Genomic DNA, 24,572 nt, shown 5'->3' on the forward strand with positions numbered 1-24,572 from the left:
GGTCCTCTGGGTTCCGATCTCTAGTGTCACGGCACTAGCTCGACACGCTGCCGGACGATTCTGCCTCGATCAGCAGCCTCTTGAGCACCTTGCCGCCGTGGTTGCGGGGCAGGTCGTCGACGAACTCGACCCGTCGAGGCACCTTGAAGTTGGCGACCCGGCCGGAGAGGAACCGCGTCACCTCCTCGGCGGTGAGGCCGGAGTCGGCGGTGCGGATGACGAACACCTTGCCCACCGAGCCCAGGCGCTCGTCGGGCACTCCGATCACGCAGGACTCGGCCACGCCGGGCAGACGCGAGAGCACGTGCTCGAGCTCGGCCGGGTACACGTTGAAGCCGCCGACGGTGAACATGTCCTTGATCCGGTCGGTGATGGTGAGGTAGCCGTCCGCCGAGACCAGGCCGATGTCGCCGGTGCGCAGCCAGCCCTCGTCGTCGATGGCGGCGGCCGTGGCCTCGGGATCGTCGAGGTAGCCCACCATCACGTGCGGGCCGCGCACCTCGACCTCGCCGCTCTGCCCCGCCGCGAGCACCCGGCCCTGCTCGTCGCGGATCCGGAGCTCGAACTCCGCGATCGGGCGGCCGGCGGTGCTCACCACGCGCGCCGGCGGGTCGTCGTAGGCGGTCATCGTGACGGTGACGGCCTCGGAGAGGCCGTACCCGGTGACGACGGCCTCGAGGCCCAGCTCCTCGTGCATCCGCTCCACGAGCCGCATCGGCACGGTCGCGGCTCCGGTCACCGCGACCCGCCACGCCCACGCGGACGGAGCGGGCCGGTCCGGGTGGTCCAGGATCATCTGGAAGATCGTCGGCGGCCCGGGCAGCACCGTGATCCGCTGCTCTCGCACGACCCGCAGAGCCCGGGCCGTGTCGAACGTCGCCATCGGCAGCATCGTGGCACCGGTGGCGACGCAGACCAGCAGCCCGGCCTTGTAGCCGAAGGTGTGCGCGAAGGGGGAGACGATGAGGTAGTTGTCCTCGTCGGTCACCCGGACGTTCTCCGCCCAGGCGAGCGCGCAGCCGACTGTGTGGCTCTGCAGCGAGACCGCACCCTTGCTGCGGCCCGTCGTCCCCGACGTGAAGACGATGTCCGCCGGGTCGTCCCCGGACACCTCGGTGCCGCGCTGAGCGGCCGTCGACGCCGGCACCCGGTCGGCCAGGGCGAGGAACCGCTCCCAGTCGAGGACCTGCTCGTGCGCGTCCCGCCCGGACTCCGGGTGGGCGTCCCACTCGACCACCGCCGCCAGCCCGGGTACGCCGGGCACCGGTCCGCGGTCGTCCGTCCCGGGGGAGCCGTGCTCCGCCAGCGCCGCCGTACGGATGTCCGACAGGTAGGCGTGGCCCACGAAGCTGGCCACGGTCAGCAGCACCTTGGTCCGGGTGCGCTCGACCAGGTCGAGGACCTCGAAGCCGCTGTACCTGGTGTTGACCGGCACCACCACGGCGCCGATCGACAGGGCGCCCAGGGATGCCTCGATCCAGCGATGGTCGTTGGGCCCCAGCAGCATCACGCGGTCGCCGCGCTCCACCCCCAGCGCGATCAGCGAGCGCGCCACGAGGTCGACCCGGTGCCCCAGCTCCGACCAGGTCAGCCGCACCTCGCCGTCGACCAGCGCCGGCAGGTCCGGCACGCGGGCGACGGTCCGGGCGAGCAGCGCGGGGACGGTCGCCGGCATCAGGCGGCCGCCTCGGCGCCGAAGGAGATCAGCCCACCGGAGAGGACCTCGCCCTCGGTCGAGCTGACCGCGAAGGGACGCCCGCCGTCCTCCTCGTCCCACAGCCGCACCGTCAGCTCCTCGCCCGGCAGCGCCATCCTTGAGAAGCGGACCTGGAGCCCGGCGAGCGCATGGGGGCGTACGCCGAGCGCGTCGGCGATCTCCCGGGTGGCGAATCCGAGCGTGCACAGCCCGTGCAGGATCGGCCGGGGCGCGCCGATGGCGCGGGCGGCCTCGGGGTCGATGTGGATCAGGTGCGGGTCGCCGGTCAGCCGGTACAGCGCCGGCTGGTCGGGCGAGGTGGCGAAGGTCCGGGTGAGGGCCGGCGCCGTCTCCGGCGTACGACGGGAGGCGGGGCCGCGCTCGCCGCCCCAGCCACCGCGGTGGTGGGCGAAGACGGTGGAGACGGCCTCGAAGTACGCGCTGCGGGTGGTGACCTCGAAGAGCGCCGCGCCGCCCTTGTCCCAGACGGCGGTGACCTCGGCGGAGATCTCGATGCCTCCGGAGGTGGGCAGCGGTGCGAGCACCCGCAGCGTCTGCGCGCCGTGCAGGGCCTGCGCGCCGTCGAAGTGGCCGCGTCGGCGCAGCTCCTCCATCCCCCAGCGACCCAGCGCCAGGCTGTAGGTGGGCAGCACCCGCAGGTCGCGCTCGAAGACGAGGTCCAGCTCGGCGGCCGGGGCACCGACGGCCAGGGCGTAGAGGATCGCGTCCTGCTCCGTGTAGGTGACGGTCCGGGTGCCGAGGTCGAGACCGAGGGCGGGATGGGCGTTCATGAGGCTGCTTCTCCTTCGTGGGGCGGGTCCGAGTCGGGACGGAGCGGGAAGTGACAGGCGACCTGGGCGTCGCGGTCCGAGCGGGCGGCCGGCGGCACCTCGGTGCGACAGATCTCCCGGTCGGGGTGCCGCAACGGTCCGTGGGCGCACCGGGTCCAGTAGGGGCACCCCGGAGGGGGCCGTCGCGGGTCGGGGATGTCGGCCTCGACCGGGGTCGCGGCGTTCGCCAGCGGCGCGCCCAGCCGGGGCGCGGAGTCCAGGAGCGCCCGGGTGTAGGGGTGCCGGGGTCGCTGCAGCACGTCGGCGACGGGCCCGACCTCGAGCAGGCGGCCGACGTACATCACGGCGACCACGTCCGACATCTGGGCGACCACGGCGAGGTCGTGGGAGATGAAGAGGTAGGTGAGGCCGAACCGCTCCTGCACCCGGCGCAGCAGCCTCAGGATCGTGGCCTGCACGCCTACGTCGAGGGCCGAGGTGACCTCGTCGAGCACCAGGACGTCGGGCTGCGCGGCCAGCGCGCGGGCGATGGCGATCCGCTGCAGCTGCCCCCCGGAGAACTCGTGCGGGAAGCGGCCGAGCGCGTCGGCGCCGATGCCGACGTCGGCGAGCACCTGGGCGCCGACCTCCTCGCGGCGGAGGCGTCGCTGCCCGGCCGGCACCGTCTCCCAGGCCTCCAGCAGCGCGCGGTGCACGGTCATCCGGGGGTTGAACGACGCACGCGGGTTCTGCAGCACCACCCCGATGCGGGGCCGCTCCGGACCGGAGCCGATGGTGCCGGCATCGACGGGCAGGAAGCCGGCGACCGCGCGGCCCAGGGTCGACTTGCCCGATCCGGACTCGCCGACCAGGCCGAGCGTGCCCCGCAGGGGCAGGTCGAGCGTCACCCCGCGCACGGCCACGAACCGGTTGCGGCCCTGCCCGTAGGCGATGCTGAGGTCTTCGACGGAGAGCGCCGCGGATGTGGTCACGAGGTCACCTCTGCTTCGTCGTGGTGCCAGCAGGCCACCCGCCCGCCGGAGGCGAGGGTGGTCGGGCCGGGGATCTCCCGGTGGCAGATCTCGGTGGCCAGCGGGCAGCGAGCGGCGAACGCGCAGCCCGCGTCGGGCGCGGTCACCGGGGGTGGGGGACCGGCGTCGGCGAGCGGCTCCTCCGCGCGTCCGAACATCGCCGGCGTCGCGGCGACCAGCGCGCGGGTGTAGGGGTGCGCGGCGTCCTGCACCCGGCTCGCCGGCAGCTCCTCGACGATGCGGCCGGCGTACATCACCAGGATCCGCTGGCAGTTCTGCGAGACCAGCGCGATGTCGTGGGAGATCAGCAGCACGGCGGTGGACCGCTCCTGGTTGATCTGCCGCAGCATGGTCATGATCTGCGCCTGGGTGGTGACGTCGAGCGACGTGGTGGGCTCGTCGGCGACGATCAGCGCGGGCTCGCCCAGCAGGGCGCCGGCGATCATGGCCCGCTGCCGCATCCCGCCGGAGAGCTCGTGCGGGAACTGCCGCATCCGGTGGGCCGGGGCGGAGATGTGCACGTCGGCGAAGCGGCGCTCGACCAGGCGGGCGCGCTCCGCCCGGCTCAGCCCGCGCGGTGCGCCCTCGGCGACCTGCGTGCCGATGCGCAGCAGCGGGTTGAACGACGACATCGGGTCCTGGAAGACGAAGGCGATCGGCTGCTCGTCGCCGGAGGCCGGTGTGGCCGACCCCGGGCGCCGGCGGGCGGCCGCGCCGGCCAGCTCGCCGCTGACTCTCGTACGCCGACCGCGCAGGCCGGCCACGGCCAGCGCCGTCATCGTCTTGCCGCTGCCGCTCTCGCCCACCACGCCGACCATCTCGCCGGGAGCGATGTCGAAGGAGACGTCGCGCACCGGGGCGCCGACGCCGTGGGCGGTGTCGACCTCGACGCGCAGCCCGCGCACGCTCAGCACGGCGTCGGGGTCGGTCGGCGTGGCCGTCGCCCGGCCGGGGACGGCCGCGGCCGCGGCACGGAGCCGCCGGCGGATCGGGCCCCGCGGTGCGCTCTGGTTGAGGACCCGGGCCACGGCGTCGCCCAGCAGGCTGGTGGAGATGCCGACCAGGGTGATCATCGCGGCCGGCGCGAGCGCCGCCCAGGGCGTGAGCTGGAAGCTGGTGATCCCGTCGGTGAGCAGCTGCCCCCAGTCGTAGTCGGGCGCCCGCACGCCGAGGCCGAGGAAGCTCAGCGAGGACACGGCGATGGTGGCCTCGCCGATGGTGACCAGCGTGATCACGCCGATCGACTCGGCGATGTTGGGCAGCACGTGGCGCACGACCACCAGCCGGCGCGGCACGCCCATCACCTCGGCGAGCCGCACGTAGTCCTCGGCCACCAGGCTGAGCGTCTTGTTCATCGTGATCCGGGCGAACTGCGGGGTGAGCGCGATGCCGATGCCCAGCACCGCGGAGGTGGTGCCGGGGCCGAGCAGCGCAGCGACGAAGATGCCCATCAGCACCGACGGGAAGGCCAGCATGCCGTCGAGCGTCCGGGCGCCGACGCTGCGCACCCGGCCCGGGGCCAGCGCCAGGGCGGCGCCGAGCGTGATGCCCAGTCCGGACCCGATGGCGGTGGCGACCACCGCCATCACCAGGGAGAGGCGGGTGGCCACGAGGGTGCGGGCCAGCACGTCGCGGCCCAGCGCGTCCGTGCCCAGCAGGTGCTCCCGGCTCGGGCCCTGGCTGGCGCTCAGGAAGTCCCGGGTGTCGGCCTGCTCCGAGAGCAGCGCGGGAGCCAAGATCGCGGTGAGCACCAGCGCGGCGAGGATCGCCAGCGAGAACAGGCCGCCGGGCGAGCGGAGGAAGCGGGTCCACGCCGTACGCCGGCGGGCCCGGCTGGCGTCGCGCAGGGTGGTCACAGCGCACCCACCACCGAGCGACGGTCGATCAGCACCAGGCCGGCATCGACGAGCGCGTTGACCACGATGACGCTGGCGCCGAGCAGCAGGATCGCGCCCTGGATGACGGGGTAGTCGTGCTTGGAGACCGACTCCACCAGCGTCGGGCCCAGGCCCGGCCAGTCGAAGACGTTCTCCACCACCACGGTGCTGCCCAGCAGCATGCCGAAGGTGAGGCCGCCGATGGTCAGCGCGCTGGTCAGGGTGTGCGGGAGCACGTGCCGCAGGCAGATCACCGGCGTGCTCACCCCACGGCTCTCGGCCACCTCGACGAACTCCTGGTCGAAGGCGTTGAGCGCCTCGAGCCGCACCACCCGGATCAGGATCGCGGTGGGCGCCAGGCTGATCGCCAGCACCGGCAGCACCATCGAGAGCGCTCCCTGCTCGGCCCCGGCGACGGGGAGCCACTGGAGCCGCACGGCCAGCAGGTAGGCCAGGAAGGTGCCGGCCAGGAAGCTCGGCAGCGCGGCCGCGCCACCGGTCAGGGCGCTGAAGGAGATCTCCAGGCGCGGTCGCCGCCCGCCCCGGGTCAGCGCCGCCATCAGCAGTCCGCCGAGGATGCTCACCACGAGCGTGAGCGCGATCGCGGTGCCGGCCAGCTGGGCGGTCGCCCGGAACCGGCTCAGCAGCAGGTCCGAGGCGGGTTCACCCTTCACGAAGGACGTTCCCCAATCGAGCGTGAGCAGGCCGCGCACGTAGTCGAGGAACTGCTCGTGGAGCGGGGCGGTCAGCCCCAGGCGCGCGCGGATCGCCTCCACCTGCTCGGCGTCGGCCTCGATCCCGCCGATCCGCCGCGCCGGGTCGCCCGGGGTGAGGTGGACCAGCAGGAAGGCGATCGCCACCAGCATCGCCAGGATCACCACCAGGGAGAGGCCCCGGCGGAGCAGATAGCGAGTGACCGGCGACGTGAACACGTCACGGGCGTGGCTCACGGGGGTTCCTTTCCGGTGGTGGTGTGGTGCGGCCGAGCCCCGCACCACACCACCTGGGCCGACGAGTCAGCTGGGCCGATGGGCCAGCCGGGCGGGATCAGCTGGTGAGCGACATCGGCCAGATCAGGTTGTTGGGCGCGATGAACTCGACGTCGTTGCCGAACCAGGTGTTCACCGGCACGCTGAGGTTCATCGTGTCGCGGTGCTCCACCAGTGCCCGCTCGGCCTCCGACCAGTGGGTGCAGGCGTCCTCGGGTGCCGCCGCGCCGGCGGCCTCCACGGCCTCCCAGTAGGCGTCGTTCTCGAAGTTCATCTGCTCGACGTTGCTGGTGAACAGGCCCGGGCTCGGGAAGCTGGAGGAGTAGGGGTAGGGGACGATGTCCCAGGCGCCCTGGCTGAAGACGATGTCCACCCAGCCGTTGAGGTCGGGCTTGGCGAAGTCCACCTCGAAGCCCAGCTCCTCGAGCGCGGCCAGCAGGTAGTCCGGCCCGGAGTTCTGGTCGGCGAAGCCGGCGACGCGGATCTTGGTCGGCTTGCCGTCGAGCTCGAGCCGGCCCGAGGACCCCTCCTGCCAGCCGATCTCGGCCAGCAGCGCCTTGGCGCTCTCCGGGTCGTGCTGGGGCATGCCGGTGCCGTTGGCCTCGTCGAAGCACGGCAGGTTGAAGGTGTACGGCGTGGGGGAGACTCGGCCGGTGCCGAAGGTCGCCGCCTGGTTGTAGGCGTCGGGCTCGATGGCCATCATGATCGCCTCGCGGAACTTCAGGTCCGATCCGGGCAGCCCGTCGGCCTGGTTGAACTGCAGGCCGGTGCCGCCGTTGTCCCAGGCCTCGAACTTGAACAGGCCCTTCGACTTGGAGAGCTGGTTGATCTCGGCGCCGTTGAAGTAGGCGACGTCCACGGCGTCGGTCGTCATCATGTTGGCCGCGGTCGAGGCGCTCTCGACGTGCCGGAAGGTGACCGAGGTGGGTGCGCCGTCGGCGACCTTCTCGTACCCCTGCGGGCCCCAGGCGTAGTCGTCGCGCCGGGTCATGCCGTAGCTGATGCCGCGCTTCTGCTTGGCGTCGTCGAGCACGAACGGCCCGGTGCCGGCGGCCCCGGTCTTGAGGATGCCCGGGTCGTCGAGCCCGGCGGGGCACACGATCGACGCCGCGAACTGGGCCAGTCCGAGCATCAGGTCGCTGTAGCCCTGCTTCAGCTCGATCGTGACCGTCCCGGCGGCGTTGTCGCCGGTGATCGCCTTGGCGCCGCCCTCGCCGAAGACCCGGGCCCGGTAGAAGGCCTCTGTCTTCGGGTCGGCGAGCCGCTGCAGGGAGGCCGCCACGTGCTCGGGCAGCAGCTCGGTCCCGTCGGAGCAGGTGACGTCGTCGCGGATGGTGAGCGTCGCGCGGGTCGGGGTGACCTCCCACTCGCTGGCCAGGTGCGGGACGATCTCGCCCGCCTCGTTCACCTCGACCAGGCGGTCGTAGAGGAACATCTGCATGTTGTTCGCCATGAACAGGCCCGTGTTGAGGGCCGGGTCGAGGGTGTTGTAGTCATCCGACATCCGGATGACCACGTGTCCCTTCGTGGCCTTCTCCTCCGCGTCGACGGAGCATCCCGTCGCGGCGACCAGGCCCAACGCTGCTGCTGTGGTGACCCCGAGCCGCCAGCGCCCGAGTCGGCGAGCAAGCGGGTGAGTGCGTCCAGCATCCATCTGTTTCCTCCGGGGAGTTCGGGAGCGACCAACCTACCGAATATTCAGTAGGGTTGTCAGGAGGACGATAGACGGCCCGACGGGGTTCGCCAAGCCAGTGCCGGGCACCGGGCGCGACCCGGGCGCCCCGGCGACTCGGGGCGCACGCGACAGGAGGCGGTCCGGATGATCCGGACCGCCTCCTGCGGGCGAGCCGGCTCGGGGCCGGCCCTTGTGCTGCTACCGCGCGCTGGTCTCCTGCTGGAACGCCGAGCTGTCGCCCAGGCCGCTGGACAGCTCACGGGTCGTCTCGACGAGCGCCTGCGCCATCGGGTGGGTGAGCTCGTCGGGCACCGACGTGGCGGTGCCGACGATCGCCATGGTCGCGGTGATCGCGGAGCCCTCGAAGATCGGCGCCGCGATCGTGCGCAGGCCGTTGACGTCGGGGGAGTTGAGGGACAGACCCCCGCGCTCACGGATCGTCTCGAGCTCGGCGATCAGCTCCGGCTCGCGCCGCAGGGCGCGGGCCAGGCCGGGCACCTGCTCGGGCGAGAGGAACGAGGAGAAGACCCGACCCTGGGCCGAGTGCAGCGGGTCGAGCCGGGCGCCGACGCTGACGCTGATCCGGATGCTCCGGGCGGTGTTGTCGAGCGACCGGACGACGATCGCGGACTCGCCGTCCCAGACGCTGAGCACCACGGTCTCGTCGACCCGCTTGAGCAGGGCCTCCATGTACGGCTCCGCGGCGGCGACGATCGGCAGTCCGGCCCGGGCAGCGGCCGCCAGGGTGAGCACCTGCGGCCCCAGGGAGAACAGCGAGGTCCGCTCGTCGTAGCGCAGCAGGTCCGCGGCGCGCAGCGCCTTGGTATAGCGATGTGCGGTGGCCTTGCTGGTGCCCAGCGAGCTGGTGATCTCGTTGAGGCTCAGGAACGGCTTGGTCACCGTGAAGGAGCCCAGCACCACGGCGGCGCGCTGCACCGTCTGGATCGTGGGCGTGGCCCTCGTCGTCTCTGCAGACGGCGTTGCTTCGTTCTTCTGGGGACTCATGCGCCTTCGATTCTTAGGTTGCGGGCCAGGCGGAGTATCCCATGACGATCCGCGCGTGGGCGACGCTCGACATGGATCTGTTCCGACGGACCGTCACTGGTCGGAGGAGTGTCCGGGATTGAGTGCGGTCCCGGGCCGGACGAGCGCGGCGATGTGGTTCACGGCCAGAGCCGCCTCGCCGAAGCCGATCGAGATCAGCTTGACCTTGCCGTCGTAGTGGGCCAGGTCGCCGGCGGCGAAGACGCGCGTGCGGTTGGTCCGCATCGTCCGGTCGACGAGGATGTGCCGGCGGTGCAGCTCCAGGCCCCAGCCCTCGATCGGTCCGAGGTCGGCGATGAAGCCCAGGGCCGCCACCACCGCCTGGACGGCGAGCGTGCGCCGGTCGCCGTCGCGCGTCTCGACCACGACCTCGTCGATGCCGGGGTCGCCGGACACCTTGGCGACCTCGAACGGCGTGAGGACCTCGATGCCCGACTCGTGCAGCTGTGTCACGCTTCGCTCGTGCGCGCGGAACTGCGGTCGACGGTGGACCAGCGTGACGCTGCGCGCGATCGGCTCCAGGCCGAGCGCCCAGTCGAGCGCGGAGTCGCCGCCGCCCACGACGAGCACGTCCTGGTCGGCGAGCTCGGCGAGCCGGGGCACGAAGTAGCGCAGCCCGCGGCCGAGGTACTCCGACCCCACGGGGAGCTCGCGCGGCGTGAAGCTGCCGATGCCGCCGGTGATGAGCACCGCCTTGGCGCGCACCAGCTCGCCGGTGTCGGTGGTGACCTCGACGCCGTCCTCGTGCTCCTCCAGGCCGACGGCGGTGCGCCCGAGCAGCAGCAGCGGGTCGGCCGACAGCGCCTGCTCGTGCAGGGAGTCGACCAGCTCCTGGCCGCGCACGGCGGGGAGGCCGGCCACATCGTGGATCGCCTTCTCCGGGTAGAGCGCCGCCACCTGTCCGCCCGTCTGGGGGAGGGCGTCGATCAGCGCGACCCGCAGGTCGCGGAAGCCGGCGTAGTAGGTGCCGTAGAGGCCGGTCGGGCCGGCGCCGACGATCAGGATGTCGACGTCGTAGACCGTCCCGGGGGTCGTCTCGTCGGCGGTGCTCATGCGACGTCCGGGTGGTCCGCGCCGATGTCGCCGACCTTGCGGGCCCCGCCGGGGGAGCCCAGGTCGGCGAAGAACTCGGCGTTGATCCGCTCGAAGTCCCGCGCCTCCTCGGGCAGGTCCTCGTGGTGGTAGATCGACACCTGGGGGCAGACCGGTTCGCAGCGGCCGCACTCGACGCACTCGTCGGGCTGGATGTAGAGCATCCGGTTGCCCTCGTAGATGCAGTCGACGGGACACTCCTCCACGCACGACCGGTCCATCACGTCGATACAGGAAGCAGTGATCACGTAGGGCACGGGGACTCCGATTCGTTTACGTAAGACGAGACAGCGTCTCTTATTACAAGATAGGAGGATGAGCCCATTCGGCCGCCACGTCAACCCGTCGGCGCTTTCCGGGCGGCCCTTGACAGTCCATCGCGCGGCGGCGATGCTATGTCACATCGCGAGATGGCATCTCGCAATTAGCAACTCAGGGTGACGAGGGAGAAGGAGCGATTGGCATGCCAGACGAGGCGTCCGAGCGAGTGGCAGGTCCCATGCTCGTGGAGGACTGGGATCGGCTGACGTTCCGGGTCAACCGGGAGGCCTACCGGTCTCCGGAGGTCTTCACGCGCGAGCGGGTCGACATCTGGTTGCGGACCTGGCTCTACCTCGGGCACGAGACCGAGATCCCCGACGCCAACGACTTCAAGGTGCGCACGATCGCGGGTCGACCGCTGATCTTCTGCCGCGACAGCGAGGGCGAGGTGCACGCCTGGCTGAACTCCTGCCCGCACCGTGGCACGGTGCTCTGCCGGGAGACCGAGGGCTCGCAGCGCCGGTTCCAGTGCTTCTACCACGCGTGGACCTTCAACAATGACGGCACCGTGGCGGCGATCCCGGACGACGAGGCGTACGCGGACCTCGACGCGCTGCGCAAGAACATGATGCTGCGCTCGGTGCCCCGCCTGGAGATCCACGAGGGCTACGTCTTCATCTCGTTCAACCCCGACGTGCCGCCGCTGCTGGAGCACCTCGGCGAGGCCGCCGAGTACATGACCATGATCGAGGAGCAGCACGCCAGCGGCGTCACCACGCTGCCGGGCGTCCAGCTCTACAGCGTGCGCGGCAACTGGAAGCTGGCCGTCGAGAACGCGATGGACGGCTACCACTTCTCGCCGACCCACAACACGTTCGTCGGGTACCTGCGCGAGAACGGCTTCGCGGTGACCGACGACAACCAGTACGCCTACAACCTGGGCAACGGGCACTCCCTGCTGGTCCTGACCGGCCACGGCGGCCGGATCAGCATGATCTGGGAGCCGCGCTTCGGCGAGGCCGAGAAGCAGCGCACCGAGGAGCACCGCGCCGAGATGGTGGAACGGCTCGGCGAGAAGCGCGCGCACTACGTCGCCGACGAGAGCCACATCCTGTTCGTCTTCCCGAACCTGCTGCTCTTCGACATCGAGGGACTCTCGATCCGCCAGATCGAGCCGGTCGCACCGGGCCACACCGACGTGCGGGCCTGGCAGCTGGTGCCGCGCGAGGAGGACCCCGAGTCCCGCGCCCTGCGGATGAAGACCGTCGTCAGCTTCGTCGGCCCCGGTGGCCTGGCCACGCCCGACGACATCGAGGCCTACGAGGCCGTGCAGCGTGGCATCGAGGCCACTCGCGGCGCCGGCGAGCTCGACTTCAGCGACATGTCCCGCGGCCTGGCCGACGAGGTCAAGGGCACGCAGGGCCGATCGATCGACGAAGGCGCGATGCGCGGCTTCTGGCGGCACTGGGAGCAGGTGCTCGACGCCGGCCTCGAGGTGACCGGCGACCGCCCCGCGTCGTTCCTGGAAGGTAGGGAAATGCCATGACGCAGACCGACATCCGCACCGTGACCCGCAGCGAGGTCGAGGACTTCCTCTACGCCGAGGCCGAGATCCTGGACTCCTGGAACTACGACGGCTGGCTCGCGCTCTTCGAGGAGGGTGCCCGCTACGAGATCCCGACCACCGACTACCGCGGCTGGTCGCTGCACACGGGCGGCTCGTTCGTCGACGACGACTACGACCTGATCCAGGCCCGGGTCAAGCGGCTGAAGTCCCGCAAGGCCCACGCCGAGAACCCGCACTCGCGCACCCACCGGATGATCTCCAACGTGCGCCTCGCCCCGGGTGAGGACGACACGCTGGTGGTGAAGGCGAACTTCATCGTCTCCCGAGCCCGTGACGGCCACTTCGACTCCTACATGGGTCGCTACGAGCACGTCCTGGTGTCCGGTGCGGACGGCTTGAAGTTCCGGCTGCGCCGCACCCTGCTGGTGCACGAGGCGCTGCAGCTCGGCGCCCGGCTCTCCTTCATCCTCTAGCTCATCCACTAAGGAGGCTCGATGATCCGACACACGTTGCTCTTCCGCTTCGGCGAGGAGGTCACCGAGTTCAAGCGCGAGGAGATCCTGGCCGAGCTCGCGACGTTCCCCGACACGTATCCGCAGATGCAGAACTGGTCCATGGGCACGAACCTGTCCAGCCGCGACCAGAGGTTCTCGCACGGGATGGCGGTCGACTTCGACGACGAGCAGGACCTGCTCGCCTACCTCAACAGTGACTCGCACGAGGCCTTCGTGCGGGACAAGTGGCGCCCGGTGATCGCCGACCAGGCCATCGTCGCCTACGAATACGACCGGCCCGGTGCCGGCGACGGAAGGGAGGGACGTGTGAACCAGCGTCCGCGCGGGCCGTTCGGCATGGAGTACGCCCGCATCGAGGTGCCCGACATGCAGGCCACGATCGACTTCCTGCAGTACCACGTGGGCCTCCAGCTGGAGCAGCAGACCGACGAGTACGCCTACCTGCGTGCCGACATCGAGCACCACGCCATCGAGCTGATCAGCGCGCCCGAGCGCGAGGACGGCTGGACCACGGCGATCGGGTTCAGCGTCGAGAGCGAGCAGGTCCTGGAGGAGATCCGGCAGCGCGTGGTCGCCGCCGGGCTCGAGGTGCTGCCCCTGCAGGAGCGCCAGCAGGCGCTGTGCGACAACGGCTTCGCCGTCAAGGACCCCGAGGGCCTCATCGTGGAGCTCTTCACCGAGTTCCAGGAGTACGCCGAGCCGCCACACATCGAGATCCGTCCGCTGGACCTGGTGCACCCCTTCCTCGCGACCACCAAGTACGAGGAGATGCTCGAGTTCTACATGGACGTGCTGGGCTTCCTGGCCTCCGACCACATCGTCGGGTCCGCGACGTTCCTGCGCTGCGAGGACCGCTACCACCACAGCCTCGCGATCCAGAAGAACGACGAGCACTACGTCGCGCACCTCTGCTTCGCGATGAAGAGCCTCGACCACGTCATGCGGATGCGTGCCCGCGCTCTCTACAAGGGTGCGCCGATCGCCTCCGACATCGTCAACCACTCGGCGTCGACGTCGATCGCGTTCTACCTGCACGACACCAAGTTCGGTCCGCGCTTCGAGCTCTGCGACAGCCACCGGGTGTTCACGCCCGAGGAGCACGAGACGCACCGCGCTCGAAAGATGCCCGCCGACCCGCGCAACATCGACGTGTGGCGACCGGCGTCCGACGACTGGGGTCGTTTCTGACCGAGGACCTGGTCGAGCTCCTGGGCGTGCTCGACCAGACGCCGGCACCCCGCGGCCGCGAGTCCCTCGCGGCCGCGGCGCTGGCCACCTGGTGCGCCCGGCGCTGGCCGGCGATCGAGTGGACGGTTCAGCCCTACGGCGCCGAGGGCGCCAACCTGGTGGCCAGCTGCGGTCCGGGACCCTTGCTCTACTCCCACCTGGACACCTCCCTGGACGGGGACGGCCGGAGTGCGCCCGAGGTGACCGGTCGCACCGACCCGCCGGCCCCGCTGCGGATCGCCGACGGGGTCGCGGAGGGCTTCTGCCTGGGGGTGGCCCGGGCGCCGGTGGCAGCTGCGGTGGCGGCCTTCGCCCGTGCCGGGCGGGGCACCCTGCTGATCGCCGGCAGCGGCACCCATCGGCGTGGCGGGCACGGTGAGGGAGTCCGGGCCTTCCTGGCCACCGCATCGCCGATCGAGTCCGCGATCGTCGCCAAGGGCGGACCGCCGGGGCTGATCACCGCGGAGCCCGGCGCCGCGTTCCTGCGGGTCCGGGTCACCGGCCGTCCGGGGGTCTCGATGCTGCCGGAGACGGCGCTGCCGGCCGGCGGGATCGTGCGCCATGCCGGCCTGGCGCTGGATGCCGTCGAGACCTGGCGGGAGCGGTACCTGGCCAGCCGGGCGCCGTTCGGCCGGGTCGGCGCCCAGGCCGGGATCGGTGCGATCCGGGCCGGGTGGACCGAGAAGCCGGACCTGCTGCCGGCCGAGCTGTTGCTCGACCTGTACGTCATCACGGTGCCCGGCGAACGCGGCTCGCGGCTGGCCACCGAGCTGACCGCCACCCTGCACGCGGTGCTGGCGGGCGGCCCGCTCGAGGGCTGCTCGGCGCACGTCGAGGTGGAGTGGCTGCACGACGCCCAGGCCACCGACGAGCGGGCACCGATCGTGACGGCGGCCGAGCACGCCTGGGAGCACGTCTTCGACACCCCGCCGGTGGACATCGTCGGCTGGACCGGCACCACCGACGGCGTGGTGCTGCGCGAGCACGGCATCGACACCGTCCGGGTCGGACCGCAGAGCGTACGATCGAGCTCCGATCCGCGCCGGGACGTCGTCGAGCTCGCCGTCCTCGAGCGCTATCAACGGCTCTACGAGGCGCTCCTGGGCGGTGCGCACGCCCCGTGATCGGAGCCGCCGCGTCGGGGTCACATGTATCGCATTACAAGATGTCATCACGCATGCTTGACATGGCGTGGCGGCCATCACTAGGCTCGGGGACGACGGCATCGTCCTCCGGCCGGAGGATCGATTGAAGCCCTGACGCGTGGCGCGCCGGGTGTGCGGCCGACAGCCACCCGAGACTCTTCTGCCACTGCGTCTTCGAGGCGAGGTTTCGCTCCGCGGAGCGAGAACTGGAGGTCAGATGCGCGTGGACACCATCGTCGCCAACGGGCGGATCGTCAGCCCGAGCGGTGTGTTCGACGCCGCGGTCGCCGTCAAGGACGGCCGCATCGTCGCCATCGCCGACGAGAGCGTGCTCCCGGAGGCCGACGAGCGGATCGACTGCGAGGGCAGGTACGTGCTGCCCGGCATCGTCGACCCGCACGTGCACCTGGGCGGCGGACGCCCGCTCTCGGAGATCTTCGCCTCCGAGACGGCGTGCGCGGCCGTCGGCGGCGTGACCACCGTGCTGCAGTACCGCCGGTCCCCGTCGACGTTCCTCGACACCTTCCCGGCGGAGCTCGAGACCGCGAAGACCCGGATGCTCGTGGACACCCAGTTCCACTTCATCATCTCCACGATGGAGCAGGTGGAGGAGATCCCGCGGTACGCCGAGGAGTTCGGCGTCACGAGCTTCAAGTTCTACATGGGCGGCTACGAGCCGGGGAACCCGATCGGCCTGGTCTCGGTCAACGACGCCGTGCTCTACGCCGCGATGGAGAAGATCCGCGAGCTCGGCCCCTACGGCTGGTGCATGGTCCACTGCGAGGACGACTCGCTGGTCTGCCACCTCACCGCGAAGGTGAAGGAGAGCGGCGGCGACGACCTCGCGGCGTACACCGCGTCGCGCCCCGACTTCGTCGAGGAGCAGGACCTGCTCCGCGCGATCTGGCTGGCCGACCTGCAGGAGTGCCCGCTCTACGTGCCGCACACGACCGTCGGCATGGCCGTCGACGCCGCCGCCGAGTCGCGGCGCAAGGGCCGCGTCGTCGTGCTCGAGACCTGCCCCCACTACCTGGCGCTCACCGCCGACGACCCGCGCCTCTCGGCCGCGGGCTCCGGGATCGGCAAGGTGGCGCCGGCGCTGCGCAACGAGGAGCACCAGGCCGAGCTCTGGCGCGGCCTGCGCGAGGGCTGGATCTCGACCATCGGCTCCGACCACGTGCCGATCCCCAAGTCCGGCAAGGGCATCTGGGAGGAGGCGCCCGGCTTCGCCGGCCTCGCCACGATGCTGCCCGTCGTCCTCACCGAGGGCGTGCACCAGGGCCGGATCGCGATCGAGAAGGTCGCCGAGACGATGGCCTACAACCCGGCCCGCCTCTTCGGCCTCTACCCGCGCAAGGGTGCGATCCAGGTCGGCGCCGACGCCGACCTCGTGGTGGTCGACATGGAGACCGAGAAGGTCGTCGGCCCGGACGTCACCCAGAGCGAGTTCGTCAGCGCCTTCGAGGGCGTCGGCCTACGGGGGTGGCCGACGCTGACCATGCGACGTGGAGACGTCATCTACCGCGACGGCAAGGTGCTGGCCGAGCCGGGCAGCGGCCAGGTCGTCGAGAAGCCCGAACCGGAGAAGGACAAGGAGAGGAACTGGCATGCCGCTTAGCGTGAAGCTCGACCCCCGAGACGTGGGCCTGCTCGTGGTCGACATGCAGAACGGCTTCTGCCACCCCGAGGGGTCGCGAGGCCAGGCCTTCGGCGCGGACGCGGTGAAGAACCCGCAGGGGATCATCCCGAACGTCGTCAGCACCATCGACCTCGCGCACCGCCTCGACATCCCGGTGTGGTTCACCCAGCAGGTGCACTACGACGACGACGTGCTGCGCAGCCGGCGCCGGATCCCCTCCCACCTGGAGCGTCGCGGCGTCAAGCTCGAGCTCTGCCGGCGGGGCACCTGGGACGCCGAGCTGCTCGACGAGATGAAGGCGGTCCGGGAGGACCGCGACGAGGTCGTGGTCAAGCACCGGTCCAGCGCCTTCTTCCAGACCACGCTCGAGGTCGAGCTGCGGATGCGCGACGTGCAGGTGCTGGTCGTGACCGGCACGACGACGAGCTTCTGCGTGGACTCCACCATCCGCGACGCCTACGCACGCGACTTCGATGTCGTCGTACCTGCCGAGTGCGTAGCCGACTCCGACGACGCAGCGCATGCCGCGACCCTGGCGAGCATCGAGCGCTTCCACGGAGTAGTCACCGATCTGACTGGGTTGACCGCCGCGCTCGATGGCTGAGTCGGGTGGCACGCTCCGGGTCGACGGCGCCGTCGTCCCCGCCGGCCCGCCCGGAGCGACGCTGCTCGACGCACTCCGGGCGACCGGGAACACCGCACCCAAGGGCGCCTGCCGGCGGGGCGAGTGCGGCGCCTGCACCGTCCTGGTCGGCGACCGGGCGGTGATGTCCTGCACGATGCTGGCCGCGCTGGTGACCGACGAGGTCACCACCGCGGCCGGTCTCGGTGACGCGGGCGCGGACCTGTGCGCGGCGTTCGCCGACCACGCGGCCTTCCAGTGCGGCTTCTGCACGCCGGGCCAGGTCGTGCGCGCCGAGGCGGTGCTGCGCGAGCGGGTCGACCGCAGCCGCGACGAGATCGTCCGTGAGATGTCCGGCAACGTCTGTCGGTGCACGGGCTACCGGCAGATCGTCGACGCCGTGTGCGCGGTCGCATCGAGCCGTCGGGAGCTTCGATGAGAAGCCCGATGTCACGCCGCCCGGCAAGGGGCCGTACCGCCCCGGTCGGCGGTGCGTCAGCAACCGTTTCGGGGCTCGGGTCGGTTGCTGACTCACCGCGGCCTGGCGCTGCGTCGGTCGGCGGTGTGTGGGCAACCGTTGTGGGGGACGGGTTGGTTGCTGGCTCACCGCGGCCTGGCGCTGCGTCGGTCGGCGGTGTGTGGGCAACCGTTGTGGGGGACGGGTTGGTTGCTGGCTCACCGCGGCCTGGCGCTGTGTCGGTCGGTGGTGTGTGGGCAACCGTTGTGGGGGACGGGTTGGTTGCTGGCTCACCGCGGCCGGGCGCTGTGTCGGTCGGTGGTGTGTGGGCAACCGTTGTGGGGGACGGGTTGGTTGCTGGCTCACCGCGGCCGGGCGCCGCGTCCGGTCGGCGGTGCGTGGGCAACCGTTTCGGGGCTCCGGATGGTTGCTGGCTCACCGCCGCGCGTGCCGCGGAGGCCCGGCCATGAGCGCCATCGGCCGGTCCGTCCGGCCGCTGGACTGGCAGGAGAAGACCACCGGCACGGCGAGGTACGCCGCCGACCAGCCGCCCGAGGGGACGCTGGTCGCGCGGGTGCTCCGCTCGCCGCTGCCGCACGCGGACCTGCGCGGGCTCGACGTCTCCGCGGCACTGCGGGTGCCCGGGGTGCACGCCGTGATCACCGCCGCGGACTTCCCGGCCGGTCGGCTCTACGAGCACAGCGGCGCGCCGTACTCCGACCGGCCGCCGCTCGCCGTCGACCGGGTGCTGTACGTCGGCCACGAGATCGCCGCCGTGGCGGCGGAGACCGCGGAAGCCGCCGACGAGGCGGTCCGGCGGATCAAGGTCCGCTACCGCCGCCGCAAGCCGGTGCTGACCGTCGCCGACGCGCTCGCCCCCGGCGCCCCGCAGCTGCACCGGCGCGCCGACGGCGGCAACGTCGCCGTCGCCACCGCCGAGCACTGGGGCGACGTCGACCTCGCGCAGGCCAACGCGCACGTCTCGACGCGCGGCACCTTCCGCTACCCCCGGGTCACCCACGCCTGCATGGAGCCGAACACCACCATCGCGTGGTGGCACGACGAGCGCCTGGAGATGTGGACCTCCAGCCAGGCGCCGCACTTCGTCGTCCACGAGCTCGCCGCGTTGTTCGGCCTGGAGCTCGACCAGGTGGTCTGCCGCGACGTCGCGGTCGGCGGCGGCTTCGGCTCGAAGTCCAAGATCTCCGAGCACGAGGCGCTGGCCGCCGCGCTGTCGATGAAGTGCGGCCGTCCGGTGCTGATCGAGCTCACCCGTGCCGAGGAGTTCGCGTTCACCAAGCCGCGGCACGCCTTCGAGACGACGCTCGAGGCGCACGCCGACGCCGATGGCCGGCTCTGCTTCCTCGACGCGGTCATCGACGTCGACAACGGCGCCTACAACCACTACGGCCCCTCGGTGATGCGGGCCGGCATCAAGCAGCTGGGCTCGATGTACCGCCCCGACGCGGTCCGCTGGGACGCCCGCCTGGTCGACACCAACCTGGTGCCCGGCGGTCAGTTCCGCGGCTACGGCCAGCCGCAGACGGCGATCGCGCTCGAGACCGCGATGGACGAGCTTGCCGAGAAGTGCGGTCAGGACCCGATCGAGTTCCGGATCCACAACTCTGGCCTGCCCGACACGACGCAGCTCTCCGGCTCGCAGATCGGCTCCAACCGCCTGCGCGAGTGCCTCGCCCAGGTGCGCGAGCGGATCGACTGGGACGCCAAGCGCAACGGCGGCCGGGTGCGCCCCGGCGCGGGGCCGCTGCGTGGAGTGGGTGTGTCGTCCGGCATGCACGCCAGCGGCTCCTACGCCTACCCCGGCGGCAACACCAGCGCCGCGGGGATCGAGGTCCGCACGACCGGCGAGGTGGTGGTCCGCTTCGGCGGCGCCGACGCCGGCACCGGCCAGCGCACGATCCTCGGGCAGATCGCGGCCGAGGTGCTCGGCGTGCCCATGGACCGGGTCAGCGTGATCATGGCCGACTGGGACGAGACCCCGCCCGACATGGGCGCGTGGTCGTCGCGCGGCACCCACATGGGCGGCCACGCCGTACGCCAGACGGCGGAGGCGGTGGCCGCGCGGCTGTGCGAGCTCGGTGCCGAGAAGCTGGGCACCGCCGAGGTGGAGGTCCGTGACGGCCGGGTCGCCTCGGCGGCCGACAGCGTCGCGATCGAGGACCTCGTCGACCTCGCCGACGAGTCGGTCGACGGGTCGCTGCGCATCGACACGGAGTACGTCGAGCCGAAGATGCAGCCCTACTGGACCGGCATCCCGCGGCCGAACATCTCCGCAACCTACGCCTACGCCGCGCACGCGATCGAGGTCGAGGTCGACCCCGGCACCGGTGTGATCCGGGTGGTCGACTACGCCGCCGTGCACGACATCGGGCGGGCGATCAACCCGGCGCTGGTCGAGGGCCAGATCGTCGGCGGCGCGATCCAGGGCCTCGGCGCGGCGTTGGGGGAGAAGCTCATCTACGAGGACGGCCGGCTCGTCAACGACGGCTACCTCCACTACCCGCTGCCGCGGGCGACCACGGTGCCCTCGATGGACGTCACGCTGATCGAGGGGCCAGAGCCGGCCGGTCCGTTCGATGCGAAGAGCGTCGGCGAGATCGCGCTGATCCCGGCCGCTCCGGCACTGCTCAACGCGGTCTACGACGCGACCGGCATCCGGTTCCGGGAGCTGCCGCTGACCCCCGACGTGGTGCTCGCGGCGCTCCGCGAGCGCGACGGCGTGCGGCCGCGCCGGCACCACCTGGCCCGCCGGCCCTCGCGCTGGCAGATCGAGCTGTTCCGCCGGCTGTACCCCTACGGCCTGCACCTCCTGCTGGACCGCCTCGGCACCCGGTTCGCCCGGCGGCGTACGCCGCGCCCGGTGGAGCAGGTGACCCGGCCCGGGACCGTCGCGGAGGCGGTCGCCGAGCTGGCCGCGCCGGACACCGCCGTCATCGGCGGCGGCACCGACCTGCTGGTCCAGCGTGACCAGGCACTGACCTTCCCGACCGTGCTGGTCGGCACCGGCGGCATCGCCACGATGCGGAACGTCGACGAGCAGCCGGACGGCAGCTGGTGGATCGGCGCAGCGGTGACGCTCGCCGAGCTGGCCGCGTGGGCCGAGGGCAGGGTGCCGATGCTCGCGGAGGCGGTGCGCACGATCGCGTCCGCGCAGATCCGCGAGGTGGCCACCGTCGGTGGGAACCTCGGCCAGGAGAAGCGCTGCTGGTTCTTCCGCAACGGCTTCGACTGCTACAAGCGCGGTGGGGTCAGCTGCCCCTGCTACGCCGTCCAGGGCGACCACCGGCTGCACCACGCCGCGATCGGCGGCCACCGCTGCCAGGCGGTGACGCCGTCCGACCTGGCCACCGTCTTCGACGCCCTCGACGCCCGGGTGCGGCTCACGGGACCGAGCGGCTCGCGCGAGATCTCGCTCGCGGAGCTGTACGTCGGCCCCGCCGAGCTCGACCTGCGCCGCGACGAGCTGGTCGAGGCGGTGCTGCTGCCCGCCGGGGTCGCCGAGCGGGTCGGGGCGTTCGCCAAGCTGCAGCAGTGGGACGGCGACTTCGCCCTGGTCTCGGTGGCGCTCTGCGTCTCGCCGGACCCCGACGGCCGCTGGGCGTCGGTCCGCTACACCTTCGGCGGGCTGGCGGCCACGCCGTGGCGGCCGCGGCGCCTGTGCGCGGAGCTCGCGGGCACGACGCCGACCGCCGACATCGTCACCTCGCTACTCGACAAGGAGCTGGAGTGGGAAGCGCATCCGTTGCCCGGGAACCGGTGGAAGCTCGACGCCGCCGTCGGCCTGGCCCGCGAGGTCACCGAGCGGGCGTTGGGGGTCGGCCATGAGTGAGCGCGCCGAGCAGATCGTCAGCCGGCTGAGCGCGGGCGGGGTCGAGCTCGCGGCGTACCTGCCCGACAGCTGGCTGACCCCGCTGATCGACCGGGTCATCGCCGAGCCGCGGATCACCCACGTGCGGGTGAGCCGCGAGGACGACGCGATGGCCGTGGCCGGCGGCGCGGCCCTGATGGGCAAGCGCGCCGCCGTGCTGTGCCAGAACGCCGGGGTGCTGCTGTCGGCCAACGTGCTGGCGGCCTTCGCGCTCCACCACCAGTTGCCGCTGCTGATCGTGGCCGCCGCCCGGGGCGGCGCCGAGGACGGGTTCTTCTACCAGATGTACAAGGGACAGGTGACCGCCGGCGTCGCCGACGCCATCGGCCTCAGCGTGCACCGGGTCGACGGCCCGGCCGACGACTGGCTGTTCGAGCGGGCCAGCGAGCAGGCGTGGCTGCAGCGACGGCCCACCGTGCTGCTCTGCTCCCGCGACGCACTGCTGGGAGCCGGATCATGAGGCGCGCGGTCCTGGCGCAGACGATCGCCGAGCTGGCGCCCGAGCACGTCGTCCTCACCAGCCTGGGGACGGCCGGGCGCGCGTGGCGCGACCACGGCGGGCCGAACCCCACCTTCTACGGCTCGGACCCGATGGGCGCGGCCCCGGGGCTGGCTCTGGGCGCGGCCCTGGCCCGGCCCGACCTGGAGTTCCTGCTGCTCGAGGGGGACGGCGACCTGGTGATGAACCTCGGCTCGCTGCTGGCGGTCGCCGACGCGGCGCCGGCCAACCTGCGGGTGATCGTGTTCGACAACGGCCGCTACGAGACCGGAGGCGGGCAGCCGCTGGCCGCCGCCGGCCGCGCCGACCTCGCGGCGATCGCCGCCGGCGCCGGCTGGCCCGCGGTCCGCCGGCTCGACCGGGCCGCGAGCCGGGAGGAGATCCGCGCCGCGGTCGGCGAGCTGCTGGCGACGCCCTCCGGGCCGGCGCTCCTGGTCGCCGAGGTCGACCAGGAGGCCTCGCCGTACGGCGGGCCGGGCGAGCACTCCGGTGCCGAGGCCCGGGTGATCTTCCAGCAAGAGCTGGCCAGATGGGAAGCGACAAGGACGGGTATGAGATGAGCACGCTGCTGCTGCGCAACGGCCGACTGCTGGACCTGGACAACGGTGGCGAGATCGGCGACCTCGTCGTGACCGACGGGGTCATCGTCGACCTCGGTCCCGGTGCCGCCGAGCGGTACCGGCCCGACGGTGGCCCGGTCACCGAGGTGGACCTCGGGGGCGACATCGTGATCCCGGGCCTGGTCAACTCGCACACGCACTCCAACCAGACCATCGAGAAGGGGCTGTGCGACGCGCTGCCGCTGGACGCCTGGATGGTCGTCGCCAGCTACGGCGGCGCCGGCGCCCGGCTCTCGCCGCGCGACCTCTACGTCTCGGCGATGGTCGGTGCCCTGGAGATGGTGCGCAGCGGTGCCACCTCGGTGCTCGACTGCGCCCGCTCCGACAACGAGTGGGTCGACGACGGCATGGACGCGATCATGCAGGCGTACGCCGACCTCGGCTTCCGCGCGAACGTCGCGATCCAGTACTCCGACCTCGACTTCTTCTCGTCGATCCCGGTCGACCTCGTGCCGGGCGGCGCCGGCCTGCGCAAGCCGCCGGTCGCCGCACCGGACGTCGTGCTCGCTGCGGCGAACCGGTTCGTCGACCGCTGGCAGGGCAGGTCGCCGCTGCTGCAGCCGCTGCTGGGGCCGTCGTCCCTGCCGCGCTGCTCGACCGAGCTCTTCGAGGCCAGCGTCGAGACCGCCCGCGGTCGCGGCGTACGCATGCAGACGCACCTGCTGTCCGCCGCCTCGCAGGTGCCGATGGCCCAGCAGCGCTACGGCGTCTCGACGGTGGAGTTCCTCGCCAAGCTCGACGCGCTGCAGGAGTGGGCGTCGTTCGCGCACGCGATCTGGCTCAGCCCGGAGGAGATCGAGCTCTTCGCGCAGACCGACGCGGTCGCCGTACACAACCCGGCGAGCAACCTGAAGCTCGGCGCCGGCGTCGCGCCCGTGCCGGCGCTGCTCAAGGCCGGCGCGAAGGTCGCCATCGGCGCGGACGGCGCCTCGAGCAACGACACGCAGAACATGTTCGAGACGCTGAAGCTCTCGACGATCCTGCACCGCGTGCAGGGTCCGCCCTCGACGTGGCCCACGGCGGTCGACGGGCTCGGCATGTGCTGGAACGGCGGCGCCGCCGCCCTCGGTGCCGACGTCGGACGGCTCGCCGTCGGCGCCGCCGCCGACCTGACCGTGATCGACACCGGCTACGTCTGGCCGGCCCCGGCCGAGCAACTGCGCCAGCAGCTGGCCTACGCCGAGCTCGGCTCCGCCGTCCGCAGCGTCTACGTGGCGGGCGAGGGGGTCTTCGTCGACCGCCGCTTCACGTCGATCGACGAGGACGCCATCCGCGCCGAGGCGCGCGAGATCGCCGCCCGGATCTGGAGCACCCTCCCCGACCGCCTCGCCCGCTTCGAGGAGGTCCGCCCGATCCTGGAGCAGGTCGAGGCCGCCGTCGGCGGCACGGTCGGCACCTGCCACTGATCCGACCGGGAGCGGTCTGGCGACGGTGGTTGAGGAAGGCGCGCTAGCGCCTGTCTCGAAACCACCCGCCGGGATCACGGTGGTTGAGGAAGGCGCGCCCACGGTGGTTGAGGAAGGCGCGCTAGCGCCTGTCTCGAAACCACCTGTCCGGGACGTGAGTGTCGGCGTCCTCCCGGCGGCGCCAGTGTGGGTGCGCGTCCTGAGCCGTCAAGGGTTCGCTTCGCCGCTTCGCGCCCTTGACGGCTCCTCCCGCGCACCCGTTCGGCGCCTATCGGGAGGACGCCGACCTGTGGTCGGGACGCGCGTTGGGTGAGTGGGTTTCGAGACGGTTGCTAGCGCAACCTCCTCAACCACCGTGGTCCGGCGCACGGTGGTTGAGGAAGGCGCGCTAGCGCCTGTGGCGTGACGGTGGTTGAGGAAGGCGCGCTAGCGCCTGTCTCGAAACCACCCGCCCCGCGCGTGCGAGTGTCGGCGTCCTCCCGGCGGCGCCAGTGTGGGTGCGCGTCCTGCACCGTCAAGGGTCCGCTTCGCCGCTTCGCGCCCTTGGCGGC

20 protein-coding genes are annotated in these 24,572 nt (G+C 71.9%); 11 read left to right on the plus strand and 9 right to left on the minus strand.

Annotation, left to right across the window (positions count from 1 at the left end):
* Nucleotides 1–34: 34 nt before the first annotated feature.
* From KM427_RS05770 to fdxA, 9 genes are all read right to left on the minus strand, one after another.
* Entirely contained in the window at nucleotides 35–1,675 is a 1,641-nt protein-coding gene (locus KM427_RS05770; RefSeq protein WP_215526579.1) for an AMP-binding protein, read from the minus strand.
* The gene (locus KM427_RS05775; RefSeq protein WP_215526580.1) at nucleotides 1,675–2,487 is read right to left on the minus strand and encodes a MaoC/PaaZ C-terminal domain-containing protein; all 813 of its coding nucleotides are present in this window, start codon (nucleotides 2,485–2,487) and stop codon (nucleotides 1,675–1,677) included. Before KM427_RS05775 ends, KM427_RS05770 begins: the two co-directional genes overlap by 1 nt.
* Nucleotides 2,484–3,458 (minus strand): ABC transporter ATP-binding protein, encoded by a 975-nt coding sequence (locus KM427_RS05780; RefSeq protein WP_215526581.1) that lies wholly within the window; start codon nucleotides 3,456–3,458, stop codon nucleotides 2,484–2,486. Before KM427_RS05780 ends, KM427_RS05775 begins: the two co-directional genes overlap by 4 nt.
* Complete coding sequence (locus tag KM427_RS05785) at nucleotides 3,455–5,353, minus strand: dipeptide/oligopeptide/nickel ABC transporter permease/ATP-binding protein (RefSeq protein ID WP_215526582.1); 1,899 nt, start codon at nucleotides 5,351–5,353, stop codon at nucleotides 3,455–3,457. Before KM427_RS05785 ends, KM427_RS05780 begins: the two co-directional genes overlap by 4 nt.
* On the minus strand, nucleotides 5,350–6,324 hold the full coding sequence (locus KM427_RS05790) for an ABC transporter permease (protein WP_215526583.1): 975 nt from the start codon (nucleotides 6,322–6,324) through the stop codon (nucleotides 5,350–5,352). The genes KM427_RS05785 and KM427_RS05790 overlap by 4 nt, the downstream gene beginning before the upstream one ends.
* 97 nt (nucleotides 6,325–6,421) lie before the next feature.
* Nucleotides 6,422–8,017, minus strand: coding sequence for an ABC transporter substrate-binding protein (locus KM427_RS05795; protein WP_215526584.1), 1,596 nt, complete (start codon nucleotides 8,015–8,017; stop codon nucleotides 6,422–6,424).
* Nucleotides 8,018–8,236: 219 nt separating this feature from the next.
* The gene (locus KM427_RS05800) at nucleotides 8,237–9,043 is read right to left on the minus strand and encodes an IclR family transcriptional regulator (protein WP_215526585.1); all 807 of its coding nucleotides are present in this window, start codon (nucleotides 9,041–9,043) and stop codon (nucleotides 8,237–8,239) included.
* A 93-nt stretch (nucleotides 9,044–9,136) separates the two neighbouring features.
* On the minus strand, nucleotides 9,137–10,135 hold the full coding sequence (locus KM427_RS05805; RefSeq protein ID WP_183593090.1) for an NAD(P)/FAD-dependent oxidoreductase: 999 nt from the start codon (nucleotides 10,133–10,135) through the stop codon (nucleotides 9,137–9,139).
* Nucleotides 10,132–10,431 carry a ferredoxin gene (gene fdxA / locus KM427_RS05810; RefSeq protein ID WP_183593091.1) on the minus strand — a complete coding sequence of 100 codons (300 nt, stop codon included), beginning with the start codon at nucleotides 10,429–10,431 and terminating at the stop codon, nucleotides 10,132–10,134. The genes KM427_RS05805 and fdxA overlap by 4 nt, the downstream gene beginning before the upstream one ends.
* 206 nt (nucleotides 10,432–10,637) lie before the next feature.
* Between fdxA and KM427_RS05815 the strand changes: the two genes are divergently transcribed.
* The 11 genes from KM427_RS05815 to KM427_RS05865 all read left to right on the plus strand — a co-directional run bounded on the left by KM427_RS05815 (nucleotide 10,638) and on the right by KM427_RS05865 (nucleotide 24,021).
* Nucleotides 10,638–11,981 (plus strand): aromatic ring-hydroxylating oxygenase subunit alpha, encoded by a 1,344-nt coding sequence (locus tag KM427_RS05815; RefSeq protein WP_215526586.1) that lies wholly within the window; start codon nucleotides 10,638–10,640, stop codon nucleotides 11,979–11,981.
* The gene (locus tag KM427_RS05820) at nucleotides 11,978–12,475 is read left to right on the plus strand and encodes an aromatic-ring-hydroxylating dioxygenase subunit beta (RefSeq protein WP_215526587.1); all 498 of its coding nucleotides are present in this window, start codon (nucleotides 11,978–11,980) and stop codon (nucleotides 12,473–12,475) included. The genes KM427_RS05815 and KM427_RS05820 overlap by 4 nt, the downstream gene beginning before the upstream one ends.
* Nucleotides 12,476–12,496: 21 nt before the next feature.
* Nucleotides 12,497–13,705: a Dabb family protein gene (locus KM427_RS05825; protein ID WP_183593094.1), complete on the plus strand. Its 1,209-nt coding sequence runs from the start codon at nucleotides 12,497–12,499 to the stop codon at nucleotides 13,703–13,705.
* Nucleotides 13,669–14,868: a zinc-binding metallopeptidase family protein gene (locus KM427_RS05830; RefSeq protein ID WP_215526588.1), complete on the plus strand. Its 1,200-nt coding sequence runs from the start codon at nucleotides 13,669–13,671 to the stop codon at nucleotides 14,866–14,868. Before KM427_RS05825 ends, KM427_RS05830 begins: the two co-directional genes overlap by 37 nt.
* A 244-nt stretch (nucleotides 14,869–15,112) precedes the next feature.
* On the plus strand, nucleotides 15,113–16,507 hold the full coding sequence (locus KM427_RS05835; protein WP_215526589.1) for a dihydroorotase: 1,395 nt from the start codon (nucleotides 15,113–15,115) through the stop codon (nucleotides 16,505–16,507).
* Nucleotides 16,497–17,132, plus strand: a complete 636-nt coding sequence (locus KM427_RS05840) for a cysteine hydrolase family protein (RefSeq protein WP_183593097.1) — start codon at nucleotides 16,497–16,499, stop codon at nucleotides 17,130–17,132. The genes KM427_RS05835 and KM427_RS05840 overlap by 11 nt, the downstream gene beginning before the upstream one ends.
* Complete coding sequence (locus tag KM427_RS05845; RefSeq protein WP_215526590.1) at nucleotides 17,125–17,589, plus strand: (2Fe-2S)-binding protein; 465 nt, start codon at nucleotides 17,125–17,127, stop codon at nucleotides 17,587–17,589. The genes KM427_RS05840 and KM427_RS05845 overlap by 8 nt, the downstream gene beginning before the upstream one ends.
* Before the next feature lie 484 nt (nucleotides 17,590–18,073).
* Nucleotides 18,074–21,457 carry a molybdopterin cofactor-binding domain-containing protein gene (locus tag KM427_RS05850; protein ID WP_215526591.1) on the plus strand — a complete coding sequence of 1,128 codons (3,384 nt, stop codon included), beginning with the start codon at nucleotides 18,074–18,076 and terminating at the stop codon, nucleotides 21,455–21,457.
* A complete protein-coding gene (locus KM427_RS05855; protein WP_183593100.1) occupies nucleotides 21,450–21,956 on the plus strand; it encodes a thiamine pyrophosphate-binding protein in 507 nt (168 codons plus the stop codon). Before KM427_RS05850 ends, KM427_RS05855 begins: the two co-directional genes overlap by 8 nt.
* Nucleotides 21,953–22,555, plus strand: coding sequence for a thiamine pyrophosphate-dependent enzyme (locus KM427_RS05860; protein ID WP_215526592.1), 603 nt, complete (start codon nucleotides 21,953–21,955; stop codon nucleotides 22,553–22,555). Before KM427_RS05855 ends, KM427_RS05860 begins: the two co-directional genes overlap by 4 nt.
* Entirely contained in the window at nucleotides 22,552–24,021 is a 1,470-nt protein-coding gene (locus tag KM427_RS05865; protein ID WP_215526593.1) for an amidohydrolase family protein, read from the plus strand. The genes KM427_RS05860 and KM427_RS05865 overlap by 4 nt, the downstream gene beginning before the upstream one ends.
* Nucleotides 24,022–24,572: the final 551 nt, after the last annotated feature.

The organism is Nocardioides sp. LMS-CY (assembly GCF_018732145.1).
GTDB classification, from domain to species: Bacteria; Actinomycetota; Actinomycetes; order Propionibacteriales; family Nocardioidaceae; genus Nocardioides; species Nocardioides soli.

Excerpts from the sequence above, each read along its gene's own strand:
- KM427_RS05770 (WP_215526579.1), bottom strand. The coding sequence starts at position 1,675 with ATGCCGGCGACCGTCCCCGCGCTGCTCGCCCGGACCGTCGCCCGCGTG.
- KM427_RS05775 (WP_215526580.1), bottom strand. The coding sequence starts at position 2,487 with ATGAACGCCCATCCCGCCCTCGGTCTCGACCTCGGCACCCGGACCGTC.
- KM427_RS05795 (WP_215526584.1), bottom strand. The coding sequence starts at position 8,017 with ATGGATGCTGGACGCACTCACCCGCTTGCTCGCCGACTCGGGCGCTGG.
- KM427_RS05800 (WP_215526585.1), bottom strand. The coding sequence starts at position 9,043 with ATGAGTCCCCAGAAGAACGAAGCAACGCCGTCTGCAGAGACGACGAGG.
- KM427_RS05805 (WP_183593090.1), bottom strand. The coding sequence starts at position 10,135 with ATGAGCACCGCCGACGAGACGACCCCCGGGACGGTCTACGACGTCGAC.
- KM427_RS05815 (WP_215526586.1), top strand. The coding sequence starts at position 10,638 with ATGCCAGACGAGGCGTCCGAGCGAGTGGCAGGTCCCATGCTCGTGGAG.
- KM427_RS05820 (WP_215526587.1), top strand. The coding sequence starts at position 11,978 with ATGACGCAGACCGACATCCGCACCGTGACCCGCAGCGAGGTCGAGGAC.
- KM427_RS05825 (WP_183593094.1), top strand. The coding sequence starts at position 12,497 with ATGATCCGACACACGTTGCTCTTCCGCTTCGGCGAGGAGGTCACCGAG.
- KM427_RS05840 (WP_183593097.1), top strand. The coding sequence starts at position 16,497 with ATGCCGCTTAGCGTGAAGCTCGACCCCCGAGACGTGGGCCTGCTCGTG.
- KM427_RS05845 (WP_215526590.1), top strand. The coding sequence starts at position 17,125 with ATGGCTGAGTCGGGTGGCACGCTCCGGGTCGACGGCGCCGTCGTCCCC.
- KM427_RS05850 (WP_215526591.1), top strand. The coding sequence starts at position 18,074 with ATGAGCGCCATCGGCCGGTCCGTCCGGCCGCTGGACTGGCAGGAGAAG.
- KM427_RS05855 (WP_183593100.1), top strand. The coding sequence starts at position 21,450 with ATGAGTGAGCGCGCCGAGCAGATCGTCAGCCGGCTGAGCGCGGGCGGG.
- KM427_RS05860 (WP_215526592.1), top strand. The coding sequence starts at position 21,953 with ATGAGGCGCGCGGTCCTGGCGCAGACGATCGCCGAGCTGGCGCCCGAG.
- KM427_RS05865 (WP_215526593.1), top strand. The coding sequence starts at position 22,552 with ATGAGCACGCTGCTGCTGCGCAACGGCCGACTGCTGGACCTGGACAAC.